The organism is Nocardia inohanensis NBRC 100128 (assembly GCF_001612945.1).
In the GTDB taxonomy this organism is placed as follows: domain Bacteria; phylum Actinomycetota; class Actinomycetes; order Mycobacteriales; family Mycobacteriaceae; genus Nocardia; species Nocardia inohanensis.
In genome coordinates this window covers 23914-40608 of sequence record NZ_BDBK01000016.1, presented here as the reverse complement: position 1 = coordinate 40608, position 16695 = coordinate 23914, and the positions used below count along the sequence as shown (strand labels likewise).

Here is a 16695-nt window from a genome sequence, read left to right as displayed (position 1 = left end):
GAATCAATCGAGGGATCACGTCATGGGACGGAATTCGTACCGGTTCGCCGCGACCTTGGCCGCATTGGGCCTCACCGCTTTGACCGCGCCCGCCGCGCAGGCCGACCCCGCGCCGCTCGACGGCCTGTTCGCGCTGTCGCCGGGTGTGTGCGCGAACGGAGCGGTGACCGGGAGTTTCTTCCGGATGATCCTGCCCACCGGCGATGCGAGCGGGCCGTATCTCCAGAACAGCGATTCGGGGTGCAGCGATCAGACCGTCACCCCGTTGTCGGCGGGGAGTGACGGCGGGCTGATCAGCGGCGGTTACCAGCCGCAGCCGGCCGCGGCGTTCGACGGCGCGGGCAATGCGGTCTCGGGCCGGGTCACCACGCCGGTGCGTTTCTACGGCGTCGATTTCGCGACCGCCACCAATCCGACCGATCCGCAGACCGGGTCCGGGACTTCGGTGCCGCGATTGTTCGCCGAGAACGGGCGGCTCTCCGGGGATTTGAGCAGTCTCGGCGTCACCTGGAACAACCAGGTCTTCAATCAGGGAGCACCGAAACCGGGCGGCGGATTCCCGGGCAAGACCGGTCAGATCAATGGAACCATCGACGCGGCAGGCAATTTCGTCATCGAATGGACGAGTCAGATCGTCGGGGGGCCGTTCAATAATTTCACCGGGCGGTGGCATCTGGCCGGGCAATATCGCGGCGGTAGCCCGAGATGACGAGCGCGCCGGTGTCGGGGCTGCCCGCCTACCGCGAATTCGTCTCGAGTATCGAGCAGGTCGAGCTGCCGGTTCGGCGAGTGCGGCGCTGGCCGTTCGCGGCGCTGATCGTGCTCGGGCTGTTGCTCGTGACGGCGCCGATCGTGAGCGGGATGTTCCCGCGAGCGGTCCGGGGCGAGGCCATGATCGATGCTTTTCAGCCGTATGTGACGCAGCAGCGCATCGACGGCTATCGCGATGATCTGCGCGTGCTCGAGGCGGCGCGAGCGAATGTGCTTGCCTTGCAAGCGAACGGGCAGCAGCCGGGGAGCTTCGAGCGGGTGGATCGGTTCGTACGGGAGTATCCGGGCATCCAGACCGATATCTCCGGGATGCTGACCGCCATCGACGGCAATCGCGACAACTACCGGAAGCTCTCGGACACCACGTCTTTCGGAGCCCTGCCGTGGCTGCTCACGCTGCCCGGGCTGGCGTTGCTCGTCGCGGGCGGGCTGGGGCTGCGCGGTGCGGCGCACGGGAAGCGCGGCATCGCCTGGTACGTGGTGGCGGCGCTGGCCGGCGCCGGGCTGCTCGTGGTGCCGTCGACGGGCGGGCTGTTCCAGGCCGCGCCCGCCGCGCAACCACTGCTGGACGGTTTCTCGCCCATCCTCACCCATGACCGAGTGCGCGTGGTGCAAAGCTATTTCGTCACCCTCGTGGCCGCCGACGGCGAGCTGAACAGCCGCTACGTGGGCGCGGTGCGGGCGGCGCACCCGGACGCCGACCTCGCCGGAGTCACCGCACTGGAATCCCGCTGGCAGCCCATGACCGCACGCTTCGCGGGCCTGGTCGGCGTGATGAACGACAATGTCGGCAATTTCGATGCGGTGGTGGCGCTGAACGATTCGACCACCCCGCTCGGCTTCACCGCCTTCCGCGGACTCGGCTGGGGATTCGTGATCCCCGGTGTGCTGAGCCTCGCGATCGCCGCCGCCGGGCTGCGACCCGGCCGAAGTTCTTCCCGTACCGCCGAATCCGTGGCCGGAGAGCCCTCATGAAACTGATCAGATCGACCACCCTCGCCCTTGCGGCGACACTGACGGCCACGGCGGTCCTCGCATCGGGCTGCGGCGATGCCGAATCCGGTGAAACCGGCAGCGCCCCGGAGCAATTGGTGGGCCTGTTGCGGCTGACTCCGGGTGCGGTGCACGGAGATGCCGTGTCCGGCACCTGGTTCCGTATGGTGCAGCCGGGTGGCACGCCGGAGAACGGCCCGTACATGCCCAATGGCGACTCCCCGGCGCAGGGCGGTTCGACCACGCTCCTGGAGCCGGGTACGGCGGGCGGGCTGCGGGTCGGCGGGTATCAGAGCGAACCGGAACCCGGCTTCACCCAGGGCAATTCGCTCGCGGCGTCGGTCACCAAACCGACCAAGTTCTTCGCCGTCGAGTTCGGGGTCTCCACCAATCCCGTCGATCCGCAGACGCGGCGTTCCGTGCCGCCGCCGACGGTGGTGAACGATCACGGCAAGCTCACCGCCGACCTGTCGGCTTGGGCCGCGTCCTGGAACGATCAGGAGTTCAACCAGGGCGCACCGAAACCGCCCGAGAAGCAGGGCGCGCAGATCGCGGGAGCCGAACAGGTGCAACGCGTCTGGGATTGGGTATCCCAGCGCTGGTTCGACCGCCCCGCCGCCGATGCCGCGCAGGGGCCGTCGGCCACCGGCACCTACGACCCGCGGACCCGGGCCTTCACCCTGCAATGGACCAGCCTCATCAACGGCGGCCCGTTCAACGGTTTCACCGGCGTCTGGCATCTGGAGGGCGTGTACGAGCCCGCGGCAGCGGCCCCCGAGGCCGGAGCCGAGCCGGCGACCACCACCGCCCCGGCCGCGAATGGTGTTCCCTCCGCGGCTGTTCCACCCGGCCAGGGTCCCGCGCCTGCCGCCTCGGTCCCCATCGGCCAGGGCCCGGCGCCCTCGGCATCCGTACCGATCGGCGGAGGCGCGGCCCCGGCGGCGTCGGTGCCGATCGGTCGAGGAAGCGGCCCGGCCGCTTCGGTGCCGATCGGTAACGGGACCGGACCGGCCGCGTCGGTCCCCATCGGCAACGGGTCGGGACCGGCTGCGTCGGTCCCGATCGGACCGGGCGCCGCACCCGCGACCTCTGTACCGCTGACCTCGGGTAACCCGTTCACCACGGCGCCCGTGAACACCCAGCCCGCCTGCCCGCTGGGTTGGCCCGCACCGAAACAGCAAGGCGGACTGGCCTCTTTGATCGGCCTGGCTCCGCTGGCGGGTCCGTTCTCCTCGGAGGCGTTCGCGCTCGGCTCGGTCTATCAGCCGATCCTGCAATTGGCCGGGCCGCTGCTGGCCGAGATCTCGCCGGTGATCGCGCGGAACCAGCCCTGGATCGATCCGATCATCGCCCGGGTGCAGGCGGTGGAAGCCGTTGTCCTGGAGGCGATCCTCCCGTATTACGGCCCGTATCGCGCTCAGCTGATCGCGGCCGAAGGGGAGTTCGCCAGGCAGCTCGCGCCGATTCTGAACAGTGTCTACAACAGCGAGGCCGCCTCCTGCCTGGTGGCATGGCAGGGGCAGCTCATCGATCAGGCCGAGGGCGGGCGTATCACCGTCGCCTCGCTGGCGCATCCGGGCACCGTGGTGGAGCTCGGCCCGGAAGAGTGAATCTCAGGACGGCCGTTTGGATTTCGGGAGTTTGCTGACGATCGCATCGTAGGAGAGGTCGATGAGCTCGCGCAGTTCGTCCTCGGGCACCTTGCCTCCGCGCCGGATGCTGTTCCAGCCGTAGCGTCCGATGTAGGCGGAGGCGGAGACGTCCTCGGGGTACACGCGCACCAGCTCGTCGGCCTCTTCGCGGTTCCGCCCGCATTTGAGGCCGATGGACTCCCCGGTGCTGCCGAGGAACGCGAAGATCTTGTCGCCGACCTTGGCGACCACATCGCCTTCCCACGGTTCGTCCTGCCACGCGCCGGGCTTGGCGAGGCAGTAGGCCAGTAGCTCGTCCATGGTTCCTTCCTACCTCGAGCACCCTGATCAGGGCGAACAGGGCGCTGATACCCGTGTCAGGCCGGTGTCAGGTCCGTATCAGCCGACCTCGCGATGGTATTCCCATGAACCGCACCGCAATCGCAGTCGACCGGGACCGCTGCATCGGCGCCGGCATGTGTGTCTGGACCGCCCCCGATGTTTTCGATCAGGACGACGAGGACGGCCGCGTACTGCTGCTGCGCGCCACACCCGGCTCCGATCAGGAGGCGCTGGTCCGGGAGGCCGTGTCGGCCTGCCCTTCCGGCGCGATCTCCTTCGCCTGACCCGTCTGCCAAAGCCTCAGCCCCGAAAGGCAATTCGATGAGCACCACCGTTCCCGTCCCGCACGGCCTGCCCATGCACCGCGATGCCGGCCCGTTCGATCCGCCGCGCGAGATCACCGAGCTGCGCGCGGCACGCCCGGTCAGCCCCCTGATCTTCCCCGATGGTCACGAGGGCTGGCTGGTCACCGGCTACGACGCGGCCCGCCAGGTGCTGTCCGACACCCGGTTCAGCTCCCGCCAGGACATCGGCATCGTGCACGTGCCGTACGAGACGCCCGGCATGCCCGCCGCGACCGAGCCGTCGCCGCAGATCCCCGGCCTGTTCGTCGCGATGGATCCGCCGGACCACACCCGCCTGCGCCGCAAACTGACCGGCGCGTTCACGGTCAAGCGCATGAAGGAGTTGCAGCAGCACATCATCGACATCACCGAACAGCAGCTGGATGCGATGGCCGCCCTGACCCCGCCGGTCGATCTGGTCGAGGAGTTCGCGCTGCCGGTGCCCTCGCTGGTGATCTGTGAGCTGCTCGGCGTCCCCTACGCGGACCGCGCGACCTTCCAGGTCAACTCCGCCAAGTTCCTGGTCAAGGATCAGGAACTGGAGGAGAAGATGGCGGCCTTCGGTGCGATGACCACCTTCCTGGCCGGTCTGGTGATCGCCAAGCGCGCCGAGCCCAGCGAGGACATCCTCTCCGACCTGGCCCAGGACGCGGATCTCAGCATCGAGGAGCTGACCGGCATCGCCTTCCTGCTGCTGCTCGCCGGCCACGAGACGACCGCGAACATGCTGTCACTGGGCACTTTCGCCCTGCTCGAGCATCCGGACCAGCTGGCCGTCCTGCACGCCGATCCGGACCTGATCCCGGACGCCGTCGAGGAGCTCCTGCGCTTCCTGTCGGTCGCCGATATCTTCTACCGCTACGCCACCGAAGACCTCGAGGTCGGCGGCGAACTGATCCCCGAGGGCTCGACCGTGGTCATCTCACTGGCGGCCGCCAACCGCGACCCGCACCGCTTCGCCGACCCGGACGCCCTGGATGTCCAGCGCGGCGCCCGCGGCCTGGTCGCCTTCGGGCACGGCGTACACCAGTGCCTCGGCCAGCAGCTGGCCCGCATCGAAATGCGCGCCGGTTTCGCCGGCCTGCTCCGCCGCTTCCCGACCCTGGAACTGGCGGTCCCCGCCGACCAGGTCCGCCTGCGCACCGATATGAATATCTATGGCGTGCACGAACTCCCGGTCACCTGGACCGCGCGGTAGCGCCGATCACACCGGCAGCAGCCGGCCGACCACGGCCGTCAGCTGTTTGGCGGAGCGGCATTCGTGCATCTCGATGATGTCGGCGTAGCGGTTGGCGGCGGAATCGCCGGTGCCCCACATCTTTTCGGATTCCGGGTTGAGCCAGTGGGCGTGCTTGGCGGTTTCCACCAGGCGTTGCAACGTCTCGAGTGCCGGGTCGCGGTAGTTGGTGCGGGCGTCGCCGAGGATGAGCAGGGAGGTGCGGCTGGTGACGGCGTCGGGGAAGTTCTCGGCGAAGCCTTCCAGGGCCGAGCCGTAGTCGGAATGGCCTTCTATGCCTACGACTTCGGTTTCGGTGAAGATGCGGCGGGTGATCTGATCGAGGGGGGTGACCGAATCGAAGATGGGGGTCACCTCGTCGGTCTGGTCGACGAAGGCGAAGATGCGGACCCGGGAGAACTGTTCGCGCAGGGCATTGACCAGCAGCATGGTGAAGCTGGAGAAGCCGGCAACCGAACCCGAGATATCGCACAGCAGGACGAGATCGGGGCGGCCGGGGCGCGGCTTGCGGGTGACCAGGTGGACGGGGACGCCGCCGGTGGACATGGATTTGCGCATGGTTTTGCGCAGATCGATCTCGCCGCGGCGGGAGCGGCGGCGGCGAGCGGCCAAGCGGGAGGCCAGGATTCGGGCCAGGCGCTGACTGCTGCGGCGGAGTTCGTCGAGTTCGCCCTGGGAGATGCGCAGGAAGTCGGCGTCTTCGGCTTGCCGGGCGACGCCGTAGGTGGCGACGCGTTCGCGGCCGATGCGCTCGGCGACACGGCGGCGGGTTTCGGCTTCGACCGTGCCGCGGAAGGCTTGAATACGTTGCCGGGCAGCGCGTCTGGCGACCTCGGTATCGAAGTCGGAGTTGTCCATGCCCTGCGCGAGACCGGCGAGCAGCTTGCTGACCAGCAGTTCGGGTTGGAGGTCCTTCATGGCCTGATACGCCGAGAAGGACGGTCCGCTGCCGGACTGGTACTGCCCCATCTGTTCGACGATCTGCGCGGCCAGGTCCTGCAACTGCTGGGCCTGTTCACCGGAGGGATCCTGGGCGAGCAAGTCGGCCAGCATCTTTCGCAGTTCGAGGATGTCGACGGTGCCGTCCGCGCGGCGCGGCAACTCGACCTCGTCGGCGCTCACCCGTTCCCCGAGCGCGGCGGGGAACCAAAGATCGAACAGCCCGTCGAAGGTCTTGCGCTGGGTGGTGCGGCGCAGCAGCGAGCAGGCCAGCCCTTCGCGTACGGCTTCGCGGTCCATCAGGTCCAGGACCGTGAGCACCTGTGCGGCGTCCACGGTTTCGGACGGGCCGACCGAAATACCCCGGCTGCGCAGGGCTTCCACGAACCCGACCAGATGCCCGGAGATCCCGTGCTCGGCCGTCGGACTCTGCGGGGCGGGCATACCGGGTCGTGCGGGGCTGCCGCCGCCGGTCACCGCCCGCACGGCCGCCGAGACCAGCCCGCGCGATCCGCGTGCCCCGTCGGAGCCGCCGCGCGGAATATTCGGTCCGCCGCTCATGGCGTCAGGCCAGCTTCAGCTCGGAGAGCGCGCGCACATGATCGGCCTGATGCTTGAGCACCACCCCGAGCGTCGCCTTCACCGTCTTGTCGTCGAGATCCTTTGCGCCCAAAGCCAAGAGCGTGCGCGCCCAGTCGATGGATTCCGCCACCGACGGCAGTTTCTTGAGCTGCATACCGCGCAGCACGTGCACGATCCGCACCAGCTGCGCCGCCACCGCCGGCTTGAGCTCGGGCACCCGGCTGGCCAGGATGCGGCGCTCGAGTTCCTCGTCCGGGAAGTCGATGTGCAGGTAGAGGCAGCGCCGTTTCAACGCCTCCGACAGCTCGCGGGTGGCATTGGAGGTGAGCACCACGAAGGGCTTGCGCGTGGCCTCGATGGTGCCCAATTCCGGCACGGTGACCGAGAAGTCGCTCAACACCTCGAGCAGCAGGCCCTCGATCTCGACGTCGGCCTTGTCGGTCTCGTCGATGAGCAGCACGGTCGGCTCGGTGCGCCGGATGGCGGTCAACAGCGGGCGCTCGAGCAGGAACTCCTCGGTGAAGACGTCGGCTTTGGTTTCGGCCCAATCGTTCTCCGAGGACGCCTGGATGCGCAGGATCTGCTTGGCGTGATTCCACTCGTACAGCGCCCGCGCCTCGTCGACGCCCTCGTAGCACTGCAAGCGCACCAGTTCCGCGCCCGCCACCTGCGCGACGGCCTTGGACAGTTCGGTCTTCCCGACGCCCGCCGGCCCCTCGATGAGCAGCGGCTTGCCCAGCCGATCGGCGAGGAATACCGAAGTGGCGGTGGCCTTGTCGGCCAGGTAGCCGGTTCCGGCGAGACGCTCGATCACGTCGTCGACCGACGAGAAGATCGGCTCCTGAATAGGTGCGGAGCTAGGAGCCACGACCTGCATCCCTTCTTCGGGGGTTCGGGGGTTGTCGGCCCCCGAGACCCCATCTTTACTGGTCCCGGCCGGTTTACACCGGACGGATCTGCCCGTCGCCCCACACGATCCACTTGGTGGAGGTCAGTTCCGGCAGGCCCATGGGCCCGCGCGCGTGCAGCTTCTGGGTGGAGATGCCGATCTCCGCGCCGAAGCCGAACTGCTCACCGTCGGTGAACGCGGTGGAGGCGTTGACCATGACCGCGGCGGCATCCACCCGATTGGTGAATTCCCGGGCGGCCTTCAGATCACCCGTCACGATGGCCTCGGTGTGCCCGGTGCCCCAGTGATTGATGTGCTCGACGGCCGCATCCAGATCATCGACGACCTTCAACGCGATGTCGAGAGACAGATATTCGTCGGCCCAATCGGTCTCGGTGGCGGGCACCAGACCCGGCAGATCGCCGTGGATGGTGACCGACGCGCCCTCCAGGGCCTTGATCAGGCGCGGCACCGCGACATCCGCGACGGCGGCATCGATCAGCACGGTCTCGGCGGTATTGCACACGCTCGGCCGCCGCGTCTTGGCGTTCAGCAGAATCGATTCCGCCATGTCCAGGTCGGCGGCGCTGTGCACGTACACGTGGCAGTTGCCGGTCCCGGTCTCGATGGTCGGCACCGTCGCATCGCGCACCACGGCATTGATCAGCCCGGCCCCGCCGCGCGGAATCACCACGTCCACGAGCCCGCGCGCCTGGATCAGATGGGTGACGCTGGAGCGATCCTCGGCGGGCAGCAACTGCACCGCGTCGGCCGGGATATCCTGCGCCGCAAGAGCTTCCCGCAGCACCTCGACCAGCGCCGCATTGGAGTGCGCCGCCGAGGACGACCCGCGCAGCAGCGCCGCGTTACCCGACTTGAGCGCCAGCCCGAAGGCATCCACGGTGACGTTCGGCCGCGCCTCGTACACCATGCCGACCACGCCCAGCGGCACCCGCACCTGGCGGATCTCGAGGCCGTTCGGCAGCGTCTTGCCGCGCACCACATCGCCCACCGGATCCGGCAGCCCGGCCACCTGCCGCAGCCCCGAGGCGATCCCCTCGATGCGCGATTCGGTCAGCCGCAGCCGATCCAATTGCGCGTCGGCGGTCCCGCCCGAGCTGGCGATCAAGATGTCCTCGGCATTGGCGGCGAGCAGCGCGTCCTTGGCCCCGAGCAGCGCGTCGGCGGCGGCGTGCAGCGCCTGATCCTTCTGCGCGGTGGTGAGCTGGGCGAGCGTGCGCGACGCCACCCGGGCCCGGCGCGCCGCCTCGTGCACCGTCTCGCGGACGTTGTCCAGTTCGGCGGCTGGTGAAGCAGTCATGGGTACAGCCTACTGACCGGTCATAACCCGCCGACGGCGTGGATGCCCTGTCGAATTGTCCCGGTCGGTCTACCGTGAGGCGCATGACTGTCCGGGTGTCGTCCGGTTCCGGGCGTTGGGTTCTGCTGGCGACCGTACTCGGTTCGGGTATGGCCATGCTGGACGCCACCGTGGTGAATGTGGCCCTGCCGCGCATCGCCGAGGATTTCGGGGCGTCCATGGCGGGTCTGCAATGGACCGTCAATGCCTACACGCTGACCCTCGCGGGGTTCATCCTGCTGGGCGGATCGCTCGGCGACCGTTACGGGCGGCGCAAGATATTCCTGATCGGCGTGGTGTGGTTCGCGCTGGCCTCCGCGTTGTGCGGGGTGGCGCAGGACATTTCGATGCTGATCGCGGCGCGGGCGCTCCAAGGCGTCGGCGGTGCGCTGCTGACGCCGGGCTCGCTGGCCATCATCCAGGCTTCGTTCGCGCCGCGGGATCGGGCGCGGGCGGTGGGCGCGTGGTCCGGATTGGGTGGCGTGGCGGGCGCGATCGGCCCGTTCCTGGGCGGCTATCTGGTGGATGTGGCGGGCTGGCGCTGGGTGTTCCTGCTCAACCTCCCGCTGGCCGCGGTGGTCATCCTGGTGACGATCCGGCATGTGCCCGAGACCTTCGACGAGGAAGCACACGGCAAATTCGATGTGCTGGGCGCGGTGCTGGCGGCGCTGTGCCTGGCCGGAATCACCTACGCGCTCACCGAAGCTCCCGAGCGGGGCGCGAACACGCCACTGGTCGTGGGCAGCGCGGTGGCGGGTGTGGCGTGCGCGATCGCCTTCGTGACGGTGGAACGCCGGCGCACCACCGCGACCGACGGCCCCTCGGCCATGGTGCCGGTGGATGTGTTCGCCTCCAAACAATTCAGCTCGATCAACGCCGTCACCTTCGTCATGTACGGGGCGATGAGCGTGGTGTTCTTCCTGCTGGTTCTGACCCTGCAATTGGTCTCCGGCTTCAGCCCGATCGCGGCGGGCACGGCACTGCTCCCGGTGACGCTGCTCATGCTGCTGTTCTCCGCCCGCGCCGGACAGCTGGCCCAGCGCATCGGCCCGCGGCTGCCCATCACCGTCGGCGTGCTGCTCAGCGCCGCGGGCATGCTGCTGATGGCCCGCATCGGCGCCGATGCCTCCTATGTGCGCGACGTCCTGCCCGCCGCAGTGGTTTTCGGCCTGGGGCTGTCGCTGGCGGTGGCCCCGCTGACCGCGACCGTGCTCGCCTCCGCACCCGAGCGGCACGCGGGCGTGGCCAGCGGCGTCAACAATGCGGTGGCGCGCGCGGCGGGTCTGCTCGCCGTGGCGGCGATTCCGCCGCTGGCCGGGCTGACCGGCGACGCCTACAACGATCCGTCGCGCTTCGAGCACGGCTTTCGCATGGCGCTGCTGTCCTGTGTAGTACTGATGGTGGCCGCCGCCGCGCTGGCCTTCGTCACCGTCCGCAACGACACGCTGGCCACCGCACCGCCGGAGGCGACGCCGCAGTGCAAGGTGAACTGCCCGGTCGGCGCGCCGCCGCTGGAACCGGCCACCGCCGCAGCGCATCGACCGAATACAGGAAGTGAGCAGTCATGACCGAACCGATCGTCACCCAGCACACCGAGAAGCTGCCGAACCGCTACGAGATCACCGTGGACGGCACCCTCGCCGGGCAGACCGACTATGTGGACAGCGGCGCGCAACGCATCTTCTTCCACACCGAGATCGACGACGGCTTCGCCGGACAGGGGCTGGCGAGCAAGCTGATTCGCGCCGCCCTCGACGACACCCGCGCGCAGGGCAAGCGCATCGTGCCGGTCTGCCCGTTCGTGAAGGCGTTCGTGGAGAAGAATCACGAGTTCGACGACATTCTCGACAAGGTGACCCCGGAGTCCATCGCCACGGTCGAGGCCGCCCTGAACTGATCGGAGAGCATGCGGCCATGGCGCGAATCGTGGTGGTGGGCAGTATCAATATGGATCTGGTGACGACCGTGGCGGTGCGCCCGGGGCCCGGCGAGACGGTGGCCGGGGAGGGCTTCGCGCTGGTGCCCGGCGGCAAGGGATCCAATCAGGCGATAGCGGCGCGGCGCGCCGGCGCCGAGGTGGATTTCGTGGGCGCGGTGGGCACCGATGTGTTCGCCGACGGGCTGCGCGGCGTGTTATCCGATGCGGGCGTGGGTGTTTCGCGGTTGCGCACCGTCGAGGGCCCGAGCGGGGTGGCCACCATCGTGGTCGACGGCTCCGGTGAGAACACCATCATCGTGGTGGGCGGAGCCAATGCCCGGCTGACCGAACTCGACGACGCCGATCTGGCGGCCATCGCCGCGGCCGATGTGCTCATGTGCCAGTTGGAGATTCCGGTGCGCACCGTCCGCGCCGCCGCCGCACATGCGCGCGCGAGCGGCACCGTGGTCATGCTGAATCCCTCACCGGTGCGCGAACTTCCGGCCGAGATGTGGGCGGATGTCGATGTGGCCGTGGTCAACGAGGGTGAGGCGGCCCGCTTCGGCGCGGCCCTGGCCCCCGTCCCGCATGTGATCACCACGCTCGGTTCGGCGGGTGCGGCGTACCGGGATCCGGACGGGCGCATCCTGACTCAGCTCGGCCTGCCGGTGGAGGTAGTCGACACCACCGGCGCGGGCGACACCTTCACCGGCGCGCTCGCCGCCCACTGGCACGAGGGCCCGGATACCGCGCTGGCCTGGGCTTGCACGGCGGGTGCGCTGGCCACCACCAAACTCGGGGCCAGCGCCGCCATTCCGACCGGGGAGGAGATCCGGGCCGCACTCGCCGGAATCGCCTGAACGCCGGGTGTGATGATGGGGTCCGGGTTCGAGGAAAGGTTCCGACATGTCGCTGCGGCACGGTCTGCTTGGTTTGCTCGCCGAAGGCCCGGCCAGCGGCTACGACCTGGCTCAGCGTTTCCAGGAGGCACTGGGGCCGGTGTGGCCGGCGCGGCACCCCAAGATCTACTCCGAGCTGGCGCGACTGCTGGACGCGGAGCTGATCGAGCTGGAGAGCGAAGGGGCGCGCGGGCGCAAGTCGTATCGGATCACCGCGGCCGGGCTGGCGGAGGTGCGGCGCTGGCTGGGCGAGGACGAGGTGGATCACACGCTGCGGCTGGAACCGCTGTTGCGCTCGTTCTTCTTCTGGTTGATGGAACCTTCGGCGCTGGACGAGCATCTCGAGCGCGAGGCGAAGTTCTTCAGCGATACCGCGGCCATGTACCGCGAGCTGGCCGATGCCAAGGATCGCGGTGATTTCGGCGCCGAACCGCACAACAAGTCCAAGCGGATCGCGATCGAAGCCGGGATCCGGTTGTACGAGGCCCTGGCGGAGTGGGCCGAATGGGCGCGCGACGAAGTCGAGGGGAAGCCGTAAAAGGCTGGTTTCCATGGGGTTTCGCGACCGGTTCGGGCTCACGCTCACCTTGACATGTCCCAAGGGACATGTACCCTGATTCATGTACCCGGGTATGCGTAATGGCACCTACTCGATCCGAGGTTTCCATGACCACAGCCACTCCCCCACGCGCGATCCTGCTCACCGGCGCATCCGGCGGTATCGGCACCGCTTGCGCACAAGCCCTGGCCGACAAGGGTTTTCACGTCTACGCCGGAGTCCGTGCGGCCACGCCCGCACTGGATGCCACCGGCATCACCCAGATCCCCCTCGACGTCACCGATCCGGACAGTGTCGCCACGGCCGCCACGGAAGTGGTGAAACGCCAGGACGGCGCGGGCCTGTACGCGCTGATCAACAATGCCGGAGTACTGATTCAGGGCCCCGCCGAACTGGTTCCGCCGCAGGAATGGCAGCGGCAGTTCGAGGTGAACGTGCACGGCGCGGTGCGCGTGACGCAGGCATTCCTGCCCGCACTGCGCGAAGGCGGCGGGCGGATCGTGAACATCAGCGCGGCCAGCGCCCGGGTGGCGCTGCCCTTCCTCGGACCGATCGCCGCGAGCAAGGCTGCGCTGGAATCGATTTCGGACGCGCTCCGGGTCGAGCTCGCACCGTGGCGGATCCCGGTCTCGGTGATTCAGCCGGGCGCGATGCGGACCACCATCTTCGACAAGGCCAACGCCGCCGCCGAAGCCGCACTGGCACACAGCGATCCGCGCTCCGTCGCGCTGTACGAACAGCAGCGCATCGCCTTCGAGAAAGCGGTCGCCGGGCAGCGTTTCTCGCCCGTCGAGAAGGTCGTGACCGTCATCCGGAAGGCCGTGGAGGCGCGCCGCCCGAAGGCGTACTACACCGCCGGACCCGATGCGCGGCAGGCGGTTTGGCTCGCCCGCATCCCGGCTCGGCTGCGCGATCGCCTGCTCATCGGCGCACTCGGCCTGTCCGGGATCGAACCGGCCCTCGCTCACTGATCTCCCTCGAAGGACAATCGCATCATGGATCTCGGACTCACCGGCCGTACCGCGCTCATCACCGGCGCGTCGGCGGGCATCGGCGCGGCCATCGCGGAGGTGTTCGCGGCCGAGGGCTGCCACCTGCATCTGGCGGCCCGCAGCAAGGAACGACTGGACGAGCTGGCGGGCCGGCTGCGCGCCGCGCACGGCGTCGACATTCACACGCACCCAACGGATCTGCGGCGCGACGACGAGCTGCGGCGGCTGGCCGAGGTGGTCGGCGCACCCGACATCCTGGTCAACAATGCCGGGGATATCCCGGGCGGGTCGATCGAGACCATCGACGATCCGGCCTGGCGGCATGCCTGGGATCTCAAGGTTTTCGGCTATATCAACCTGACCCGGCTGATCTACGCGGCGATGAAGGAGCGCGGGGCCGGCGTCATCGTCAACGATATCGGGGCGGCCGGGCAGCGCCCGGACCCGAATTACATTGCGGGCAGCGCGGGTAACGCCGCACTCATGGCCTTCACCGAAGCGCTGGGCAGTCAGAGCTGGCGGGACGGCATTCGGGTGGTGGGCATCAATCCCGGGCCGGTGGCTACCGCACGCATCAGCCAGCTCATCGACACCAATGAGCGGTTCCGGGCCATGGCGGCCGAATTCCCGTTCGGCCGACCGGCCAGTCCACGCGAAATCGCCGATGCCACAGCATTTCTCGCCTCCGAGCGGTCGGCTTACACCTCAGGCACCATACTCACCATCGACGGCGGCCTGAGCGCCTCCTGAATCAGGCGACAGCGGTCGGCTTCGTCCCCGTGTGCAGGGCGACGAGGTCGGCCATCTGTTTGCCCGCACGTTCCAGGGGCGCGATCGAGCGGGACGCCAGGGACATGACGACCGCGCCCTCCACGGCGGCCACGATGGTGGTGGCCAGCGAGCGCGCGGTTTCCGGTGCGACATCCTCGGCTTCGAGGCGCTCGCTGAGGATGTCTTCCCATTCGCCGAAGGTCTCCCCGGCCACATCCGCGGCCTCGGGGGATTCGGAGCGGCCGAGCGCGGCGGCGACGATCGGGCAGCCGGCGGTGAAGTCGCTCGACACCAGCACCTCACGCCACATACCGGGGAAGGCGGCGATGGCGCTGGCGATATCGGTGGTGCCGGTGACGGCCCGCATGAGCGCGCTCGATGCCTGCCCGGCGGTGCGGGTGGCCTCGGCGACCAGTTCGGATTTACCGCCGGGGAAGTTCAGGTACACCGAGCGCCGGGAGATGCCGCTGTGCTCGAGCAATTGCGCGATACCCGTCCCGGCGATGCCCTGGCAGCGCATGAGTGCGATGGCGCTGTCGATGAGGCGGTCCCGGGCTCCCATGAAGTCTCTCCTCCTTGTCGTATACCGATCGGTGTACTACCGTTTTCGATATACCGATTGGTCTACCTTTGAAGTGTAGCCCGCCGCCCAACCCATCGACGAGGAAACCGGGGCCCAGATGCCGACCCTGCACGATCCCCTGCCCCTGGCCAGCGGTCAGGTCCTGCCCAACCGACTGATGAAATCCGCGCTCAGCGAGGGCCTCGGCAATGCCGACATGGCGCCGGACGAGCGCTTGCAGCGACTGTACGCGCGCTGGAGCAGCGGCGGGTACGGCTTGATCGTCACCGGCAATGTGATGGTCGACCGGCGGCACTGCGGGGAACCGGGCAATGTGGCCATCGAGGACGAACGGCATCTGGATGCGCTGACCCGCTGGGCGAAGATCGCCAAGGAGGGCGGGAGCAAGGTCTGGGTGCAGCTGAACCACCCGGGGCGGCAGGCCAATCCGATGGTGACGCGGAACCGGGCGGTCGGGCCGTCGGCCATCGGGGTGGGCATTCCGGGCTGGCCCGCGCCGCGGGCGCTCACCGAGGACGAGATCCTCGACATCATCCGGCGGTTCGGTACGTCGGCGCGGATCGCGGAGGCGGCCGGGTTCGACGGCGTGCAGATCCATGGCGCGCACGGATATCTGGTGTCGCAGTTCCTGTCTCCGCTCTCCAACCAGCGCACCGATGCGTGGGGCGGCGACGCGGAACGGCGGCGGCGGTTCGTGATCGAGGTGGCGCGCAGCATCCGGGCGTCGGTGAGCCCGGACTTCGGCGTGGGCATCAAGCTGAACTCGGCGGACTTCCAGCGCGGCGGATTCACCGAGGACGAATCGCGCGTGGTGATCGAGAAGCTCTCCGCCGAGCAGGTGGATCTCATCGAAATCAGCGGCGGCAGTTACGAATCCCCGGCGATGTTGAACCGGGCCCAGGTGTCGGAGCGGACCCGGCAGCGGGAGGCGTACTTCCTGGACTACGCGGAGACGGCCCGGCAGGCGGCGGGCGCGGTGCCGATCGCGGTCACCGGCGGATTCCGGTCGCGCACCGGCATGACCGAGGCTGTCACCGGCGGTACCTGCGATGTGGTCGGCCTCGGCCGTCCGACAGCCGTATTCCCCGCCGCCGCGGCCGATCTGCTGAGCGGACGCACCGACGAGCTGCGCCCGCCGCTGGTCACCCTGGGTCTGCCGCCGCGACTGGCGGCCAACAAGAACCTGAAGTCGGTCGAGGGCGCCCTGGACCTGCAATGGCACACCGACCAGCTCGCCCTGCTGGGCGCGGGCGGCGATCCCGATCCGGACCGCTCCCCCTGGCTGACCGCCGCGAACATGCTGCGCCACCATGGAATCGATGCCTTCCGCAGCAAGCGCGGGCAGTCGGGCGCGGAGCGGGACAAGGCCGCCCGCAAGTTCCAGCGCGAACGGGCCGTCGGCCGCTACGTGATGAACCCCTTGGTACGCGGCCTGGACAAGGTCGGCGTGCGCACCGCCTTCGCCACCGAGATCGAGACCATCGGCCGCAAATCCGGGCTGCCGCGGCGGGTTCCGGTGAGCGTGCTCTTCGATGGAGATGGCGCGTGGGCGATCTGCCAGCACGGCACCCGATCGGGGTGGGGGCTGAACCTCACCGCGAATCCGAGTATCCGTGTCCGCCAGGGTGATACCTGGCGCAGCGGGACCGCGGAGTTCCTTCCCGACGACGATGTGGTGGCTCGTTCCCGCACCTTCGCCCCGCATCCGCTGCTGGCGCCCTTGGCCCGCGGGATGTTCGCGGCCTTGGAGACGACCCCCGTCACCGTGCGAATCACCTTCGCTTGAACGAACCGTGGTAGCTTCGCCTGCCGCCCCCGACTGTGGCCCCCAGCTGCATAGGAGACCGTTCGGTCAGTGGGAAATGGTTGCGGGGTTTGACGGCGT

15 protein-coding genes and 2 pseudogenes are annotated in these 16695 nt (G+C 68.8%); 12 read left to right on the top strand and 5 right to left on the bottom strand.

Annotated elements, in window-relative coordinates:
- Positions 1-22: 22 nt before the first annotated feature.
- The 3 genes and pseudogenes from NI1_RS28280 to NI1_RS39580 form a co-directional block, all read left to right on the top strand.
- Positions 23-703 (top strand): annotated as a pseudogene (locus NI1_RS28280) (hypothetical protein); the annotation flags it as partial.
- Positions 704-705: 2 nt separating this feature from the next.
- Positions 706-1746 carry a hypothetical protein gene (locus NI1_RS28275; RefSeq protein WP_067826578.1) on the top strand — a complete coding sequence of 347 codons (1041 nt, stop codon included), beginning with the start codon at positions 706-708 and terminating at the stop codon, positions 1744-1746.
- Positions 1743-2516: pseudogene (locus NI1_RS39580) on the top strand (hypothetical protein); the annotation flags it as partial. The gene NI1_RS28275 and the pseudogene NI1_RS39580, both read left to right, overlap by 4 nt.
- Before the next feature lie 861 nt (positions 2517-3377).
- On the opposite strand, the gene NI1_RS28265 reads toward NI1_RS39580, so the two are convergent.
- Positions 3378-3716: an MmcQ/YjbR family DNA-binding protein gene (locus tag NI1_RS28265; RefSeq protein WP_067826576.1), complete on the bottom strand. Its 339-nt coding sequence runs from the start codon at positions 3714-3716 to the stop codon at positions 3378-3380.
- Between the two features lie 104 nt (positions 3717-3820).
- Between NI1_RS28265 and NI1_RS28260 the strand changes: the two genes are divergently transcribed.
- Positions 3821-4021 carry a ferredoxin gene (locus NI1_RS28260; protein WP_067826573.1) on the top strand — a complete coding sequence of 67 codons (201 nt, stop codon included), beginning with the start codon at positions 3821-3823 and terminating at the stop codon, positions 4019-4021.
- A 37-nt stretch (positions 4022-4058) separates the two neighbouring features.
- Positions 4059-5279, top strand: coding sequence for a cytochrome P450 (locus NI1_RS28255; protein WP_067826569.1), 1221 nt, complete (start codon positions 4059-4061; stop codon positions 5277-5279).
- A 6-nt stretch (positions 5280-5285) separates the two neighbouring features.
- Here NI1_RS28255 and NI1_RS28250 read toward each other — a convergent pair whose 3' ends face one another.
- The 3 genes from NI1_RS28250 to NI1_RS28240 all read right to left on the bottom strand — a co-directional run bounded on the left by NI1_RS28250 (position 5286) and on the right by NI1_RS28240 (position 9049).
- Positions 5286-6701 (bottom strand): vWA domain-containing protein, encoded by a 1416-nt coding sequence (locus NI1_RS28250; RefSeq protein WP_067827645.1) that lies wholly within the window; start codon positions 6699-6701, stop codon positions 5286-5288.
- A gap of 121 nt (positions 6702-6822) precedes the next feature.
- Positions 6823-7716: an AAA family ATPase gene (locus NI1_RS28245; RefSeq protein ID WP_067826566.1), complete on the bottom strand. Its 894-nt coding sequence runs from the start codon at positions 7714-7716 to the stop codon at positions 6823-6825.
- Between the two features lie 64 nt (positions 7717-7780).
- Positions 7781-9049, bottom strand: coding sequence for a glutamate-5-semialdehyde dehydrogenase (locus NI1_RS28240; RefSeq protein WP_067826564.1), 1269 nt, complete (start codon positions 9047-9049; stop codon positions 7781-7783).
- A gap of 83 nt (positions 9050-9132) precedes the next feature.
- Between NI1_RS28240 and NI1_RS28235 the strand changes: the two genes are divergently transcribed.
- The 6 genes from NI1_RS28235 to NI1_RS28210 all read left to right on the top strand — a co-directional run bounded on the left by NI1_RS28235 (position 9133) and on the right by NI1_RS28210 (position 14206).
- Positions 9133-10656, top strand: coding sequence for an MFS transporter (locus NI1_RS28235; protein WP_067826562.1), 1524 nt, complete (start codon positions 9133-9135; stop codon positions 10654-10656).
- The gene (locus tag NI1_RS28230; protein ID WP_067826559.1) at positions 10653-10985 is read left to right on the top strand and encodes a GNAT family N-acetyltransferase; all 333 of its coding nucleotides are present in this window, start codon (positions 10653-10655) and stop codon (positions 10983-10985) included. The genes NI1_RS28235 and NI1_RS28230 overlap by 4 nt, the downstream gene beginning before the upstream one ends.
- Before the next feature lie 17 nt (positions 10986-11002).
- The gene (locus NI1_RS28225; protein ID WP_067826556.1) at positions 11003-11866 is read left to right on the top strand and encodes a ribokinase; all 864 of its coding nucleotides are present in this window, start codon (positions 11003-11005) and stop codon (positions 11864-11866) included.
- A gap of 46 nt (positions 11867-11912) precedes the next feature.
- Positions 11913-12443: a PadR family transcriptional regulator gene (locus tag NI1_RS28220; protein WP_067826553.1), complete on the top strand. Its 531-nt coding sequence runs from the start codon at positions 11913-11915 to the stop codon at positions 12441-12443.
- Between the two features lie 128 nt (positions 12444-12571).
- On the top strand, positions 12572-13435 hold the full coding sequence (locus tag NI1_RS28215) for an SDR family oxidoreductase (protein WP_067826549.1): 864 nt from the start codon (positions 12572-12574) through the stop codon (positions 13433-13435).
- A gap of 24 nt (positions 13436-13459) precedes the next feature.
- Complete coding sequence (locus NI1_RS28210) at positions 13460-14206, top strand: short-chain dehydrogenase/reductase (protein WP_067826546.1); 747 nt, start codon at positions 13460-13462, stop codon at positions 14204-14206.
- A gap of 1 nt (position 14207) precedes the next feature.
- Here NI1_RS28210 and NI1_RS28205 read toward each other — a convergent pair whose 3' ends face one another.
- Complete coding sequence (locus NI1_RS28205) at positions 14208-14789, bottom strand: TetR/AcrR family transcriptional regulator (protein ID WP_067826544.1); 582 nt, start codon at positions 14787-14789, stop codon at positions 14208-14210.
- A 118-nt stretch (positions 14790-14907) separates the two neighbouring features.
- Here NI1_RS28205 and NI1_RS28200 point away from each other — a divergent pair, with 118 nt between their 5' ends.
- Positions 14908-16596, top strand: coding sequence for a nitroreductase family deazaflavin-dependent oxidoreductase (locus tag NI1_RS28200; protein ID WP_067826541.1), 1689 nt, complete (start codon positions 14908-14910; stop codon positions 16594-16596).
- The last annotated feature ends 99 nt before the right edge of the window (positions 16597-16695 follow it).

Bases quoted from the DNA above. Each gene is read 5' to 3' on its own strand.
- NI1_RS28245 (WP_067826566.1), bottom strand. From the start codon at position 7,716: ATGCAGGTCGTGGCTCCTAGCTCCGCACCTATTCAGGAGCCGATCTTC.
- NI1_RS28230 (WP_067826559.1), top strand. From the start codon at position 10,653: ATGACCGAACCGATCGTCACCCAGCACACCGAGAAGCTGCCGAACCGC.
- NI1_RS28220 (WP_067826553.1), top strand. From the start codon at position 11,913: ATGTCGCTGCGGCACGGTCTGCTTGGTTTGCTCGCCGAAGGCCCGGCC.
- NI1_RS28225 (WP_067826556.1), top strand. From the start codon at position 11,003: ATGGCGCGAATCGTGGTGGTGGGCAGTATCAATATGGATCTGGTGACG.
- NI1_RS28265 (WP_067826576.1), bottom strand. From the start codon at position 3,716: ATGGACGAGCTACTGGCCTACTGCCTCGCCAAGCCCGGCGCGTGGCAG.
- NI1_RS28200 (WP_067826541.1), top strand. From the start codon at position 14,908: ATGCCGACCCTGCACGATCCCCTGCCCCTGGCCAGCGGTCAGGTCCTG.
- NI1_RS28210 (WP_067826546.1), top strand. From the start codon at position 13,460: ATGGATCTCGGACTCACCGGCCGTACCGCGCTCATCACCGGCGCGTCG.
- NI1_RS28215 (WP_067826549.1), top strand. From the start codon at position 12,572: ATGACCACAGCCACTCCCCCACGCGCGATCCTGCTCACCGGCGCATCC.
- NI1_RS28275 (WP_067826578.1), top strand. From the start codon at position 706: ATGACGAGCGCGCCGGTGTCGGGGCTGCCCGCCTACCGCGAATTCGTC.
- NI1_RS28235 (WP_067826562.1), top strand. From the start codon at position 9,133: ATGACTGTCCGGGTGTCGTCCGGTTCCGGGCGTTGGGTTCTGCTGGCG.
- NI1_RS28240 (WP_067826564.1), bottom strand. From the start codon at position 9,049: ATGACTGCTTCACCAGCCGCCGAACTGGACAACGTCCGCGAGACGGTG.
- NI1_RS28255 (WP_067826569.1), top strand. From the start codon at position 4,059: ATGAGCACCACCGTTCCCGTCCCGCACGGCCTGCCCATGCACCGCGAT.
- NI1_RS28250 (WP_067827645.1), bottom strand. From the start codon at position 6,701: ATGCCCGCCCCGCAGAGTCCGACGGCCGAGCACGGGATCTCCGGGCAT.
- NI1_RS28205 (WP_067826544.1), bottom strand. From the start codon at position 14,789: ATGGGAGCCCGGGACCGCCTCATCGACAGCGCCATCGCACTCATGCGC.
- NI1_RS28260 (WP_067826573.1), top strand. From the start codon at position 3,821: ATGAACCGCACCGCAATCGCAGTCGACCGGGACCGCTGCATCGGCGCC.